The following is a 13683-nucleotide window of genomic DNA, read 5'->3' as shown; positions in this document are numbered from 1 at the left end:
TTTTTGCGTAAAAGTGTGCTATAGCTTATTAAGTGCGCTTATTTTGATTCATTTAGCTCAATGCAAAAGCAGCTTTACAAATTGCCATGCAACTAATAGCTAAATAACTACAACTACAAACAAATAAGGAAAATAAAATGGCTAAGGGGCAATCTCTACAAGACCCATTTCTAAATGCGCTACGTCGCGAACGTGTGCCTGTTTCAATTTACCTGGTAAACGGTATCAAGCTGCAGGGTCAGATCGAGTCATTTGATCAGTTTGTGATCCTTTTGAAAAACACTGTAAACCAGATGGTTTATAAGCATGCGATTTCTACTGTTGTTCCTGCTCGTGCAGTAACACATCACAGTAACTCAGAGCGTCCTCAATCGGATCGCCCACAAGAGAAATCGGAAGATTAATATTAAAATAACGAATTTGTTAGTAAGGAGTTGATTGCTTGTTTGACCGTTATGAAGCCGGTGAACAGGCTATTCTTGTTCATATCAACTTCACGCAAGAGGGTGAGTGGGAAGATCTCAGCGAGTTTGAAATGCTGGTTTCTTCTTCGGAAGTCAATACGCTACAGGTGATTACCGGTAGCCGACAGGCTCCACACCCTAAATATTATGTTGGAGAGGGTAAGGCAGAAGAAATTGCACAAGCCGTGCAGCTTGCTGATGCTGATATAGTGATTTTTAATCACTCCCTCTCTCCTGCCCAGGAACGAAACTTAGAAAAACTGTGTAAGTGTCGTGTTTTAGACCGAACAGGTTTGATTCTTGATATTTTTGCTCAGCGAGCACGAACCCATGAGGGTAAGTTGCAAGTCGAGCTTGCACAGCTCCGCCACTTATCCACCCGATTGATTCGCGGTTGGACTCACTTAGAGAGGCAGAAAGGTGGTATCGGTTTACGTGGGCCGGGTGAAACTCAGTTAGAAACTGATAGACGTTTATTGCGTGATCGTATTAAAGCAATTTTGCGTCGCTTGGAGAAAGTAGCAAAACAGCGTGAGCAGGGAAGACGAGCTCGTAACCGAGCTGAAATTCCAACTATCTCACTTGTCGGCTACACCAACGCTGGTAAATCTACGTTGTTCAACCGTATTACTGAAGCTGGTGTTTATGCTGCCGATCAGCTTTTTGCTACCCTAGATCCAACTTTGCGTAAAATAGAGTTGGCTGATGTCGGCCCTGCTATCTTAGCTGATACAGTAGGGTTTATCCGTCACCTGCCACATGATCTAGTTGCCGCGTTTAAAGCAACGCTACAGGAAACTCAGGAAGCTGACATTCTGTTACATGTTGTCGATGCCAGTGATGATCGTTTTCGAGACAATATCGAAGCGGTAGATATCGTACTGGAAGAGATTGAAGCTAATGAAATTCCTTCATTAGTGGTGATGAATAAAATCGACAATATGGATGGTCAGAAACCTCGTATTGAACGAGACGATGAGGGTATTCCTCGTACCGTCTGGGTTTCAGCAATGGAAGGTCAGGGTATAGATTTACTGTTTGAAGCATTGACTGAGAGGTTAGCCAGTCAGATGGTTCAGTACCGTCTTCGCATTCCGCCACAATTTCAGGGGCGACTGCGTAGCACATTTTTCGAGATGAAGTCGATTCAGGGCGAAGAATATGATACAGATGGTAACTTATTGATCGATATCCGAATGCAGCAGGTAGATTGGTCTAGACTTGAAAAAAGAGAAGGGGCAGCTTTGGGTGACTTTATCGTTCACTAAAGGGCTGCTACAGTATAACGTCATATAAAATGATGGAGCTTTCTGATGGCGTGGAATGAGCCTGGTAATAACAACGGCAATAATAATGGCCGCGATAATGACCCGTGGGGTAATAATGATCGCGGTGGAAAAGGTGGCCGTGATCAAGGACCGCCAGACTTAGATGAGGTTTTTAATAAACTGAGTCAAAAACTGGGTGGAAAGTTTGGTAAGAAAGGTGGAATCCCCTCTGTCGGTGGTGGCGGCGGTGGTGCAATTGGCTTCGGTCTGATTGCCATCGTAGCGATCGCGATTTGGGTATTCTCAGGTTTCTATACCATAGGTGAAGCGGAAAGAGGGGTAGTACTTAGACTCGGCAAGTACGACCGTATTGTTGACCCAGGTCTGAACTGGCGTCCTCGCTTTATCGATGAAGTAACTCCTGTTAACGTTCAGGCAATTCGTGCATTGCGTGCTTCAGGCACAATGCTTACGAAAGATGAAAACGTGGTAACGGTAGAAATGGGTGTTCAATACCGTGTATCTGACCCATACAAATATCTGTTCCGTGTTACTAATGCAGATGACAGTCTACGTCAGGCGACTGATTCAGCACTTCGCGCGGTAATCGGTGACTCTCTGATGGATGCTATCCTGACAAGTGGTCGTCAGCAGATTCGTCAGAGTACGCAGGAAACGCTGAACCGTATTATCGATAACTACGATATGGGCCTTATCATTGTTGACGTTAACTTCCAGTCAGCACGTCCACCAGAGCAAGTTAAAGATGCTTTCGATGATGCTATCGCAGCTCGAGAGGATGAGGAGCGTTTCATTCGTGAAGCAGAAGCTTATAAGAACGAAATCCTTCCTAAAGCGACCGGTCGTGCAGAACGTCTGAAGAAAGAAGCACAGGGTTATACAGAGCGTACCGTTAACGAAGCGCTTGGTCAGGTAGCTCAGTTTGAAAAACTGCTTCCTGAATATCAGGCTGCTCCGGACGTAACTCGTGATCGTTTGTACCTGGATACAATGGAAGAAGTATACACAAGTACTTCTAAGGTTCTGATTGATTCTGAATCAAGCGGTAATCTGTTGTACCTTCCAATTGATAAGCTAGGTCAGTCAAGCGGTGAAACTGCGACTAAACGTAAGGCGAAAACAACATCTGCTTATGATGAAATTGAACTTGAGTCTCAGCGCACTGACACTCAAACAACTACAACGCCGTCTCGTTCAACTACACGTCAAGGGAGATACTAAGAATGCGTAAGTTAATGATCCCTGTTCTTGTCGTTGCCCTTGCACTAATGCTGATGTCACTGTTTGTGATTCCAGAGGGTGAGCGCGGTATTGTTATTCGATTTGGTCGAGTACTGAAAGATAACAATGATGTCTCTCGAATCTATGAGCCGGGTCTTCACTTCAAGATGCCGCTGTTTGATCGAGTTAAAACGCTTAACGCACTTATCCAGACAATGGATGGTCGTGCTGACCGTTTCGTAACGTCTGAGAAAAAAGACGTTATCATCGATTCATACGTTAAGTGGCGTATCGAAGACTTCGGTCAGTACTATCTGGCAACAGGTGGTGGTGATACTCTGACTGCTCAGGCACTACTTGAGCGTAAAGTTACTGACGTCCTTCGTTCTGAAATTGGTTCGCGTGAAATCAAGCAGATTGTATCCGGTCCACGTAGTGGCCAGATTGATCCTGTGGTTGACCCTGAAAACGGTGAAGTAATTCCTGAAGCAAGCCTTGAAGCGCTTGAAATTGAAGGCCAGCGTGACGTGATTATGGCTGAGGTACTGAATGATACTCGTGAGAGTGCTATGAATGACCTTGGTGTTCGCGTAGTTGACTTCCGTATGAAGAAAATCAACCTGCCAGATGAAATCAGTGAGTCTATCTACAAGCGTATGCGTGCAGAGCGTGAAACTGTAGCTCGTAAGCACCGTTCACAAGGTAGAGAGAAAGCAGAAGTTATCCGAGCTCAGGCAGAGCTTGAAGTGGCAACTGTCCTTGCAGAAGCGGATAAAACAGCTCGTGTAACACGAGGTGACGCAGACGCGAAAGCTGCAGCAATCTACTCAGATGCTTACAACAAAGATCCTGAGTTCTTCAGCTTCCTGCGTTCATTAAGGGCGTATGAGCGTTCATTCAGTGAGAAGAGCGATATTCTGGTTCTGGATCCGAAGAGCGACTTCTTCAAGTATATGAATCAGTCGAACGGTTCAGCGACAGCTAACTAAGTCGTACTGACAATATACAAGAGGCTCCCAGTGTGGAGCCTTTTTTATGCAAGCTTAGGAAGCCATATAAGCTATCACAGCCCCGGCAACCACTAAGCAACCACCAACTCTTCTTAAATCGTTGTTGGATTGCTGACTGAGCTGTGCGACCATTTTTCTCCAGCCATTAGGTGCAATGAGTGGTCCGATCCCTTCTACTACCAAAACTAAACCTAATGCGATTAAAAGAGAGCTATTCATCACCAACCTTCTAAAAAAATTAACATTATCAAAGTACTTGCGAATAGTACGCTAAGACTTCCTATTATTCATATGATTAACGGTAATATTCAGTATCATATCTTTTCTCAATTATGACATTTTTATGCTTAAAAAATGACTGCAAGAATCAAAGTAAGGTGCTAGAATCCATTTTTAACTAGCAATCAGACTTGGAAAGATGGGAAATAACGTAGTCGTTCTTGGCACCCAGTGGGGTGATGAAGGTAAAGGGAAAATCGTTGACCTTTTAACGGAAGATGCAAAGTACACAGTTCGCTATCAAGGTGGACACAATGCAGGTCATACTCTAGTCATTGACGGTGAAAAAACCGTTCTTCACTTAATTCCATCCGGTATCCTACGCGATAATGTGAAATGTATTATCGGTAACGGTGTTGTTCTTTCTCCGGATGCTCTAATCAAAGAGATGAAACCTCTGGAAGAACGTGGAATTCCAGTTCGTGAGCGTCTATTCATTTCTGAAGCCTGTCCGCTAATTCTTCCATACCATGTTGCTCTGGATCAGGCGCGTGAAGCTGCTCTTGGCAAAAAAGCGATTGGTACAACTGGTCGTGGTATTGGTCCATGTTACGAAGATAAAGTGGCTCGTCGCGGTCTTCGTGTTGGTGATCTATTCGACAAAGAAGCATTTGCTACAAAGCTAAAACAAGTAATGGACTTCCATAACTTCCAGCTACAGCACTTCTACAAAGCAGAACCAGTTAGTTACGAAGAAGTTCTTGAGCAAGCAATGGGCTATGCAGATCTTCTGACTTCAATGGTTATTGATGTAACTGATGAACTTGATTCAGCACGCAAGCGCGGTGACAAAATCATGTTCGAAGGTGCTCAAGGTACTCTTCTTGATATCGACCACGGTACATACCCGTACGTAACCTCTTCTAACACAACCGCTGGTGGTGTTGCGGCAGGTTCTGGTTTCGGTCCTCGCCACATTGGTTACATTCTTGGTATTGCGAAAGCTTACTGTACTCGTGTTGGTTCTGGTCCTTTCCCAACGGAACTATACGATGGCCTTGATAAGCAAGACCCTGTAGGTAAACACCTGGGTGAAGTTGGTCATGAGTTTGGTGCGACAACGGGTCGTTTACGTCGTACTGGTTGGTTTGATGCAGTTGCGATGCGCCGTGCTGTTCAGATTAACTCAATCTCTGGTTTCTGCCTGACTAAGCTGGATGTTCTTGATGGCCTAGAAGAGCTAAAAATCTGTACTGGTTACAAGATGGAAGATGGTTCTGTAATGGAAGTATCTCCAATGGCAGCAGACGAGTTCGAAAAAGCGACGCCAATCTATGAAACACTTCCTGGCTGGTCAGAAAACACATTCGGTGCTCAGTCTATTGACGATCTACCTCAAAATGCCCTTGACTATATCAAGCGCATTGAAGAGCTAACAGGTGTACCAGTAGATATTATTTCAACTGGCCCGGATCGTAACGAAACGATTATTAAGGTTCACCCATTCAATTCATAATTGAGTGTGAATCAAAATGTTAAGATAGCTGGCTTATGGCCGGCTATTTTTTTATCTGATGATCTCAATTTCAACAAAGATCTTTCTCTGCTGTTCTGGCAGAATAGGGGCTGTTGAGAGTGAAAATTTGACTAAAGTTCCGACGGGGACTGTCGATAACAAAGCACGGTATGAATAAAGAGTGCAGGTATGAAGCTGAAATCGATAGCAGCTTCGTTGTTATTCGTGCTGGCGTCACCATTCTCATTCGCAGCTGAGGATGTTGGTGAACCAGTGCCGATATACTCCGAAGCTGAGTTGATAACCCTAATCAACAAGAATAAGCACCTCGAAAGAGTTAAAGCAGATAAATGTCAGATTGTGGAAGATATCGTTGCTCGTGCGACGCGTATTAACCTGCCTGCTTACGAATACCTGTATGGCGATATGCTCTCCTGGGGAGTGTGCGTTGAGCAAGATGTAGAGCTTGGGCTTTACTATATCGAAAATGCGGCTCACCAAGGCCTGCCAGCTGCTCTGGAAAAGCTCGGTAGCTATTACTCGCGTGGTACATTAGTTCAGCAAGACAAAGAGCGTGCAATACCTTACCTTCGTGAAGCGGCTCAAATGGGCAACCTTAACGCGAGAGTCCATCTGGCAGAGCTTCTGCTAAGAGATTATGGAAGTCCGTTAGATTATGAAGACGCCTACCGTTGGCTATACAACTCAGTGACTGCGGATAAGCGCATGCATAGAAGGATTAAAGTTCTCCGTGATGGCTTGGAGCAAAGAATGCCAGAGAATATTATTGCCCGAGCGAAACGCAGGGAAGTTTTCTGGTAACAAGCCTGAGTTTAATACCCATACCTGCAAACTATTCGTTATACCCCGCAACTGCGGGGTGTTTTATTTCTGTAGCTTAATCATTTAGTTCTATATACTTAAAGCATATCCTTCCTTGCACAAGCAGGTTTAGCTATGTCCGAAAAGATCACACAAGACAAGTTTGCTGATCGAGAATCTCGCAATTATGAAAACCCAATTCCAAGCCGGGAATTTATCATTGAGTTTTTAACCGAGGCTAACGTACCGATGAACAGAAATGATCTGTTTGAAGTCCTTGGCCTTTCTGGTGAAGAGCAGTATGAGGGGCTGCGCCGTCGTTTAAGGGCAATGGAAAGAGATGGACAGTTAGTATTTACTCGCAGGCAGTGTTACGCGTTGCCCGATAAGCTTGAGCTGGTCAAAGGTTATGTGATTGGTCATAAAGATGGGCATGGCTGGGTAAGACCTGAAGGTTCCGTCGGCAAAGATAATGATCTGTTACTTCCTCACCATCAGATGAGAACCATCTTGCATGGCGATTACGTTCTTGTTCAACCTGCTGGCACTGATAAACGAGGCCGCAAAGAGGGCAGGCTTGTTCGAGTGCTGGAAGAGAGAAAAACTCAGATAGTTGGTCGTTTCTTTATGGAGCAAGGCTTTTGCTACGTGGTTCCTGATGACTCACGCATTAGTCAGGATATTCTGATTCCCGAAGAGCACCGAATTGGTGCCCGTATGGGTAATGTTGTTGTGGTCGAAATAACAGACAGAGCAAGTCGTACACGGGGAATGATGGGGAAAGTTGTTGAAGTGCTGGGGGAAAACATGGCCCCGGGTATGGAGACTCAAATAGCAATCCGAACCCACCAAATACCACAGGACTGGCCATTAGAGGTTGAAAAACAGATTCAAGATCTCGAAGAAGAGGTACCAGAAGAGGCGAAAACAGGCCGGGTTGACCTTCGAGATCTCCCGCTAGTTACCATTGATGGTGAAGATGCTCGTGATTTCGATGATGCTGTGTATTGTGAAGCTAAGCCTAGTGGAGGGTGGCGCTTGTGGGTAGCTATTGCAGATGTGAGCTACTATGTACGCCCTGACACCGCCTTAGATAAAGAAGCGATTAATCGTGGTAACTCTGTTTACTTCCCATCTCAGGTTGTACCTATGCTACCAGAAGTTCTTTCTAATGGCCTCTGCTCGCTAAACCCACAAGTCGACCGCCTCTGCATGGTTTGTGAAATGACGGTTTCGGCCTCTGGTAAGCTCTCTGGATACAAGCATTATGAAGCGGTAATGAACTCTCATGCACGTCTGACTTACAACAAAGTGGATGCCATTTTGAATGGGGATGAAGAGCTTCGTGAGCGATATGGAGCGCTGGCACCGCATCTCGAAGAACTACATAGGATGTACAAGGTACTTAAAGGCTCTCGTGATAAGCGCGGTGCAATTGAGTTTGAAACCGTTGAAACCAAGTTTATCTTCAATGCAGAGAGAAAGATCGACCGTATCGAGCCATTGATTCGTAACGATGCTCACAAGTTAATAGAAGAGTGCATGATTTTGGCGAACATCGCTTCCGCTTCTTTTGTTGAAAAGCTGAAAGAGCCTGCGTTGTATCGTATCCATGAATCTCCGGGCGAAGAACGCTTATCAGGATTCAGAGACTTTCTTGGTGAGCTTGGACTTAATTTGACTGGTGGATTAGAGCCAGCCCCAACAGATTACGCTGATCTTATGAAGGCGATAGGCGAACGACCAGATAAAGAACTTATCCAAATCATGTTGTTGCGCTCTATGAAGCAGGCAGTCTACAACGCGGACAATGCAGGTCACTTTGGTCTGGCATTGAAACGCTATGCACACTTCACTTCACCAATTCGTCGTTATCCGGATCTTTTGCTGCATAGGGCAATTAAGTACCTGATAGCTAAGCAACACGGTACACATAAAGATCGCTGGACACCAACAGGTGGATATCACTATTCATTCGATGATATGGATTTCTACGGTGAGCAGTGTTCCATGACTGAGCGACGAGCGGATGATGCGACGCGAGAAGTGTCTGACTGGCTCAAGTGTGAGTACATGCAGGATCATGTCGGTGAAGAATTGGACGGGGTTATTGCCAATGTAACTGGATTTGGTTTCTTCGTAAGGTTGACTGAGCTGCATATTGATGGCCTGGTACACATTTCTACACTAGCAAATGATTACTACCAATTTGATCCAATAGGTCAAAGACTTATAGGTGAGAGTTTTGGTCATATCTATCGATTAGGTGATCAGGTTAAAGTGAAAGTACTTTCAGTTAACCTAGATGACCGTCAAATTGACTTTGAATTGATCGAAACAAATCGTAAGCTACGCGGCAAAGGAAAAACGGCTAAGAGGCGTGCGGCTCAGGCTGAAAAAAAAGCGGCTGCTGGCAAAAAAGAAGCGGTTAAGTCTCGAAAGCGTGGTGTAAAGGCGAAAGCCAAAGCCATGATTGAGCCAACCAAAAGACCGGATGGTACAACCGAGGAATCAGGAAGCAACCCTGCACGTAAGAAGACAAAAGCCGAGAAAGCGCGTAAGAAGAAGTCGCGTACGAAAGTAAATAAGGCTCGCGGTAAGCGAAAGAGCAAATAAAGAGAAATCATGAGCAACGAATTTATTTATGGCATTCACGCCGTTAAAGCAGTGTTGGAAAGAGATCCTGCACGATTCATTGAAGCATTTGTATTAAAAGGTCGTCAGGATGATCGCCTTATGCCAATCCTGAATGATCTTCAGCAGTGTGGTGTATCTATTCAGCAAATGGGACGTAAGGCTCTGGATGACAAAGCTAAGGGAGCGAATCACCAGGGAATTATTGCCAAGGTAAAACCAGCTAAACAGCTTAATGAACATGACCTTGACGCGATTGTAGCTCAGCATGTTCAACCACTATTCCTTGTTCTTGATGGTGTCACTGATCCACATAACTTGGGAGCGTGTTTACGTAATGCAGATGCCGCTGGCGTAGCTGCTGTGATTGTTCCTAAAGACAAGTCTGCACCACTAACGGCCACTGTAAGCAAAGTAGCATGTGGCGCTGCTGAAACTGTTCCTCTGGTACGTGTTACCAATCTAGCCCGTACAATGCGTGCATTGCAGGAACAAGGCGTCTGGTTTGTAGGGACTGCTGGTGAAGCTACTCACGACATATATCAGGCGAAACTGACAGGTCCTCTTGCAATCGTAATGGGTGCAGAAGGCGATGGTATGCGCCGTCTGACACGTGAAACCTGTGATGACCTAATCAAGATTCCAATGGCAGGAACTGTTTCTAGCCTGAACGTATCTGTTGCTTCGGGTATTTGTCTGTTTGAAGCGGTAAGACAACGCAGCCTATAAAAACACAGTGCCATCTGACTTTTAAGCGTCAGATGAGTGTCAAAAAAAGCAGGTGCAAAATACTCCTTGCACCTGCTGCCTCATTTCTATACAATTTGCCGTCCTTAATTCTCGGTCACTTTTTATTAGTTCCTTGCTTCCTCTGGACGACCGGGCCAAACGTGGAAGCTAATAATCCGTAAGGAGCAACCAATGCGTCATTACGAAATCGTATTCATGGTGCACCCTGATCAAAGCGAGCAAGTTGCTGGCATGATCGAGCGTTACACTGGTTCTATCACTGAAGCTGGCGGTACTATCCACCGTCTAGAAGACTGGGGTCGTCGTCAAATGGCTTACCCAATCAACAAGCTTCACAAAGCTCACTACGTTCTAATGAACGTTGAAGCTGACCAGGCTGTAATCGATGAACTAGAAACTGCTTTCCGTTTCAACGATGCAGTTCTACGTAACATGATCATGCGTACTAAATCTGCTATCACTGAGCAATCTATCATGCTTAAGCAAAAAGAAGAGCGTGCAGAGCGTGCTCCTCGTCGCGAAGAGCGTACAGAAGCTAAGCCAGAAGCAGCAGCTGAGTAATTTTCACTCAGACTTTTAGTAATTTACTTAAATTTAAGATCAGGAGATAGCCCATGGCTCGTTTCTTCCGTCGTCGTAAATTCTGCCGTTTCACTGCAGAAGGCGTACAAGAGATTGACTACAAAGACGTAGCAACTCTTAAAAACTACATCACTGAAGCTGGTAAAATCGTACCTAGCCGTATCACTGGTACAAGCGCTAAGTACCAGCGTCAACTAGCTCGCGCTATCAAGCGTGCTCGTTACCTAGCACTACTACCGTACACTGATAAGCATCAGTAATCGGTCGTTTTATTAAGAAAGAGGATTAAACAATGCAAGTTATTCTACTTGATAAAATCGGTAACCTAGGTGGTCTTGGCGATACAGTTAACGTTAAATCTGGTTACGCTCGTAACTTCCTTATCCCTCAGAATAAGGCAGTAATGGCTACTAAAGCTAACGTTGAAATGTTCGAAGCTCGTCGTGCTGAACTAGAAGCTAAAGTTGCTGAGCAACTATCTGCTGCTGAAGCTCGCGCTGAGAAAGTTAACGCTCTTGAAGCTGTTGTTATCGCTTCTAAAGCTGGTGACGAAGGCAAACTATTTGGTTCTATCGGTACTCGTGACATCGCTGACGCAGTTACTGCTGCTGGCGTTGAAGTTGTTAAGAGCGAAGTTCGCCTTCCTGAAGGTGCTCTACGTACAACTGGTGAGTTCGAAATTAGCATCCAGCTTCACTCTGAAGTATTTGCTACTATCAACCTACAGGTTGTTGCTGCTGAGTAATTTCAGTATCAAAGACGATTTAAAAACACCAGCTTCGGCTGGTGTTTTTTTATGCCTGAACTTCTTGATGAGAACGCTAGAACAGGAACAACAAGTTTACGGTGAATATTGAGTCGGTATTGCTCAATCCTTCAGGAACTCTGTCGTGGTATTGGCGGGAGTGCGACACCTTTAATGCTATATCGTCAGTAATATTGTTAATTGCACTGATATTCGAATCCAGGTTTGTATTGCTGCTTCCCCCTGTCACGGTTAGTTCTCCGGACAATGCGAGTGAGTCTAATACCTGCCAGTTAATATTCACACTTCCTCGGGCGATAGGTTCTTTAACAACATTTGGAAAGATAATATCGTCATCGTCAAGCTCATCAAGGTTTGGCTCCTGGTATCGGTAACCAGGACCCACTTCAACTTCCATAATAAAGTCACTGGAGAATGAGGTTTGATAACCAAGACCACCTGATAAAGTGTAATCTTTAAAGTAGGCGCTATATTTCGAATCTACGCCTCTAAAGTTTCCGTAAAGATAGACATTTGAACCTAACTTGTAGTCGGTCTGCGCCTGATAGGTCGCTTGTCTTTTGTCTTCTACCCCATCTTTATCTAGCTTATATAGCTTTAGCTCACCAGAGTATCGATGCCTGCCAGACACGTACTCAACATCTCCTCGGGCATTCAATGATTGCGTATCTGAGTTACCTGAGTGAGATTGGTATCCGAACTCGACTTCTGTCGCGAGTGGTGATTTAGCCTCTTTATCTTCTGTTGCTGTATCTTCCGCGTATGTGAATGGACTAATCAGAATGGCAAGCAACAACAATCTAATGGGCACAAGAACCTCTATGTGATTAAAAACATAGTCGTATATTAAGTATGAAATACTTTTATTCGTCAAAGATATGTTAATTGTTGATCTATTCACGTCAAAGCTTTGTTTGTAGAGCAGGTAATAAATTGTTCTTGAACATGCATATTGAGGCGACTTGGGTATAATAACGGGTTATGCACAAATTCAATGAGAGTCGTCATGGCTGAAGTCCGAAATATCAACAATGCAGATGCACAAGTAGATGCTATTAAAGTTCCCCCGCATTCTCTGGAAGCCGAACAATCCGTTATAGGTGGCCTGCTTCTGGACAATGAGCGCTGGGACACTGTAGCTGAAAAAGTGTTGAGCACAGACTTTTATAGCCGACCGCACCGTATTGTTTTCGAAGCTGTGAAAGCGATTCTCGAAGAGAGCAAGCCTCTCGACCTTATTACCTTATCTGAGCACCTTGAGCTTCGTGAAGAGCTTGAAGATGTTGGTGGCTTTGCTTACTTAGCTGACCTGGTAAAGAACACTCCAAGCGCAGCGAACATTAATGCTTATGCCGATATCGTTGCAGAACGTGCTTTGGTGAGAAACCTCATTGGTGTTGCCAATGAGATAGCGGATGCTGGCTACGACCCACAGGGGCGTACTTCTGAAGACCTGCTCGATATGGCAGAGAGCAAGGTGTTCGCCATAGCAGAAGAGCGTACCACCGAAAATGAAGGTCCACAGAATGTAGATAGCATTCTGGAAAAGACGCTTGAGCGTATCGAAATCCTGTATAAAACACCACAGGATGGTGTTACAGGGGTAAATACAGGGTTCACAGACCTAAATAAGAAGACTGCGGGTCTTCAGGGCTCTGACCTGGTAATTGTTGCAGCCCGTCCATCGATGGGTAAAACCACATTTGCGATGAACCTCTGTGAAAATGCGGCAATGGATCAGGATAAACCTGTATTGATCTTCTCACTAGAGATGCCCTCAGAACAGATCATGATGCGTATGCTTGCTTCACTTTCTCGCGTTGATCAGACAAAAATCCGTACTGGTCAGTTAGATGATGAAGATTGGGCGCGTATTTCTGCCACCATGGGTATTCTCATGGAAAAGAAAAACATGTTTATTGATGATAGTTCTGGTCTGACTCCTACCGAACTTCGTTCTCGTGCCAGAAGGATTGCCCGTGAACATGGCGGCTTGAGCATGATTATGGTGGACTACCTTCAGCTAATGCGTGTACCGGCTCTTTCAGACAATCGTACATTGGAAATCGCGGAAATTTCTCGTTCTCTTAAAGCATTGGCAAAAGAGCTGAATGTCCCTGTTGTTGCGCTATCTCAGCTTAACCGTTCCCTGGAGCAACGAGCGGATAAACGACCAGTTAACTCCGACCTTCGTGAATCGGGCTCTATTGAGCAGGATGCCGACTTGATCATGTTCATCTATCGCGATGAAGTATATAACCCGGATAGTTCACTGAAAGGCATTGCAGAAATCATTATAGGTAAGCAGCGTAACGGCCCTATCGGTTCTGTTCGTCTTACATTCCAGGGGCAGTTCTCTCGATTTGATAACTACGCAGGCCCTGCTTTCGATGATGAGTAAGGGAGCTAC

General features: G+C 44.9%; 14 protein-coding genes. 12 read left to right on the top strand and 2 right to left on the bottom strand.

Features of this window, described 5'->3' with window-relative positions; genetic code table 11:
• The first annotated feature begins 137 nt into the window (after window positions 1–137).
• Genes hfq through hflC form a run of 4 tightly spaced genes read left to right on the top strand, consistent with a single transcriptional unit; the run spans window position 138 to window position 3963 of the window.
• Entirely contained in the window at window positions 138–404 is a 267-nt protein-coding gene (hfq, locus tag SNR28_RS25035; protein ID WP_277821452.1) for an RNA chaperone Hfq, read from the top strand.
• Between the two features lie 38 nt (window positions 405–442).
• Window positions 443–1732, top strand: coding sequence for a ribosome rescue GTPase HflX (gene hflX / locus SNR28_RS25030; protein WP_375751635.1), 1290 nt, complete (start codon window positions 443–445; stop codon window positions 1730–1732).
• A 45-nt stretch (window positions 1733–1777) separates the two neighbouring features.
• On the top strand, window positions 1778–2974 hold the full coding sequence (hflK, locus tag SNR28_RS25025; protein WP_375751634.1) for an FtsH protease activity modulator HflK: 1197 nt from the start codon (window positions 1778–1780) through the stop codon (window positions 2972–2974).
• A 2-nt stretch (window positions 2975–2976) separates the two neighbouring features.
• Complete coding sequence (gene hflC, locus SNR28_RS25020) at window positions 2977–3963, top strand: protease modulator HflC (protein WP_375751633.1); 987 nt, start codon at window positions 2977–2979, stop codon at window positions 3961–3963.
• Between the two features lie 54 nt (window positions 3964–4017).
• Here hflC and SNR28_RS25015 read toward each other — a convergent pair whose 3' ends face one another.
• Window positions 4018–4203 carry a DUF2065 domain-containing protein gene (locus tag SNR28_RS25015; RefSeq protein WP_375751632.1) on the bottom strand — a complete coding sequence of 62 codons (186 nt, stop codon included), beginning with the start codon at window positions 4201–4203 and terminating at the stop codon, window positions 4018–4020.
• Between the two features lie 199 nt (window positions 4204–4402).
• On the opposite strand from SNR28_RS25015, the gene SNR28_RS25010 reads away from it, so the two are divergent.
• The 7 genes from SNR28_RS25010 to rplI all read left to right on the top strand — a co-directional run bounded on the left by SNR28_RS25010 (window position 4403) and on the right by rplI (window position 11252).
• A complete protein-coding gene (locus tag SNR28_RS25010) occupies window positions 4403–5719 on the top strand; it encodes an adenylosuccinate synthase (RefSeq protein ID WP_375751630.1) in 1317 nt (438 codons plus the stop codon).
• Window positions 5720–5908: 189 nt separating this feature from the next.
• Window positions 5909–6541 (top strand): tetratricopeptide repeat protein, encoded by a 633-nt coding sequence (locus SNR28_RS25005; RefSeq protein WP_375751629.1) that lies wholly within the window; start codon window positions 5909–5911, stop codon window positions 6539–6541.
• A gap of 135 nt (window positions 6542–6676) precedes the next feature.
• Window positions 6677–9157: a ribonuclease R gene (gene rnr, locus SNR28_RS25000; RefSeq protein ID WP_375751628.1), complete on the top strand. Its 2481-nt coding sequence runs from the start codon at window positions 6677–6679 to the stop codon at window positions 9155–9157.
• Window positions 9158–9166: 9 nt separating this feature from the next.
• Complete coding sequence (rlmB, locus tag SNR28_RS24995; protein WP_375751627.1) at window positions 9167–9904, top strand: 23S rRNA (guanosine(2251)-2'-O)-methyltransferase RlmB; 738 nt, start codon at window positions 9167–9169, stop codon at window positions 9902–9904.
• A gap of 192 nt (window positions 9905–10096) precedes the next feature.
• On the top strand, window positions 10097–10486 hold the full coding sequence (gene rpsF / locus SNR28_RS24990) for a 30S ribosomal protein S6 (RefSeq protein ID WP_252028429.1): 390 nt from the start codon (window positions 10097–10099) through the stop codon (window positions 10484–10486).
• Window positions 10487–10539: 53 nt separating this feature from the next.
• Window positions 10540–10767, top strand: coding sequence for a 30S ribosomal protein S18 (gene rpsR / locus SNR28_RS24985; RefSeq protein ID WP_000090471.1), 228 nt, complete (start codon window positions 10540–10542; stop codon window positions 10765–10767).
• A gap of 32 nt (window positions 10768–10799) precedes the next feature.
• Window positions 10800–11252 (top strand): 50S ribosomal protein L9, encoded by a 453-nt coding sequence (gene rplI / locus SNR28_RS24980; RefSeq protein ID WP_375751623.1) that lies wholly within the window; start codon window positions 10800–10802, stop codon window positions 11250–11252.
• A 76-nt stretch (window positions 11253–11328) separates the two neighbouring features.
• On the opposite strand, the gene SNR28_RS24975 is transcribed toward rplI, so the two are convergent.
• A complete protein-coding gene (locus SNR28_RS24975; RefSeq protein ID WP_375754173.1) occupies window positions 11329–12054 on the bottom strand; it encodes a DUF481 domain-containing protein in 726 nt (241 codons plus the stop codon).
• A 225-nt stretch (window positions 12055–12279) separates the two neighbouring features.
• Here SNR28_RS24975 and SNR28_RS24970 point away from each other — a divergent pair, with 225 nt between their 5' ends.
• Window positions 12280–13674: a replicative DNA helicase gene (locus SNR28_RS24970; RefSeq protein WP_375751621.1), complete on the top strand. Its 1395-nt coding sequence runs from the start codon at window positions 12280–12282 to the stop codon at window positions 13672–13674.
• The last annotated feature ends 9 nt before the right edge of the window (window positions 13675–13683 follow it).

The sequence above is a fragment of the Vibrio iocasae genome, assembly GCF_042245395.1.
Lineage (GTDB): Bacteria > Pseudomonadota > Gammaproteobacteria > Enterobacterales > Vibrionaceae > Vibrio > Vibrio iocasae.
Note: the sequence above shows the minus strand (reverse complement) of the source record. Positions and strands in the feature narration are given on the sequence as shown.

Coding starts and splice junctions, on each gene's coding strand:
- hfq (WP_277821452.1), top strand. CDS start 138: ATGGCTAAGGGGCAATCTCTACAAGACCCATTTCTAAATGCGCTACGT.
- hflK (WP_375751634.1), top strand. CDS start 1,778: ATGGCGTGGAATGAGCCTGGTAATAACAACGGCAATAATAATGGCCGC.
- hflC (WP_375751633.1), top strand. CDS start 2,977: ATGCGTAAGTTAATGATCCCTGTTCTTGTCGTTGCCCTTGCACTAATG.
- SNR28_RS25015 (WP_375751632.1), bottom strand. CDS start 4,203: ATGAATAGCTCTCTTTTAATCGCATTAGGTTTAGTTTTGGTAGTAGAA.
- SNR28_RS25010 (WP_375751630.1), top strand. CDS start 4,403: ATGGGAAATAACGTAGTCGTTCTTGGCACCCAGTGGGGTGATGAAGGT.
- SNR28_RS25005 (WP_375751629.1), top strand. CDS start 5,909: ATGAAGCTGAAATCGATAGCAGCTTCGTTGTTATTCGTGCTGGCGTCA.
- rnr (WP_375751628.1), top strand. CDS start 6,677: ATGTCCGAAAAGATCACACAAGACAAGTTTGCTGATCGAGAATCTCGC.
- rlmB (WP_375751627.1), top strand. CDS start 9,167: ATGAGCAACGAATTTATTTATGGCATTCACGCCGTTAAAGCAGTGTTG.
- rpsF (WP_252028429.1), top strand. CDS start 10,097: ATGCGTCATTACGAAATCGTATTCATGGTGCACCCTGATCAAAGCGAG.
- rpsR (WP_000090471.1), top strand. CDS start 10,540: ATGGCTCGTTTCTTCCGTCGTCGTAAATTCTGCCGTTTCACTGCAGAA.
- rplI (WP_375751623.1), top strand. CDS start 10,800: ATGCAAGTTATTCTACTTGATAAAATCGGTAACCTAGGTGGTCTTGGC.
- SNR28_RS24970 (WP_375751621.1), top strand. CDS start 12,280: ATGGCTGAAGTCCGAAATATCAACAATGCAGATGCACAAGTAGATGCT.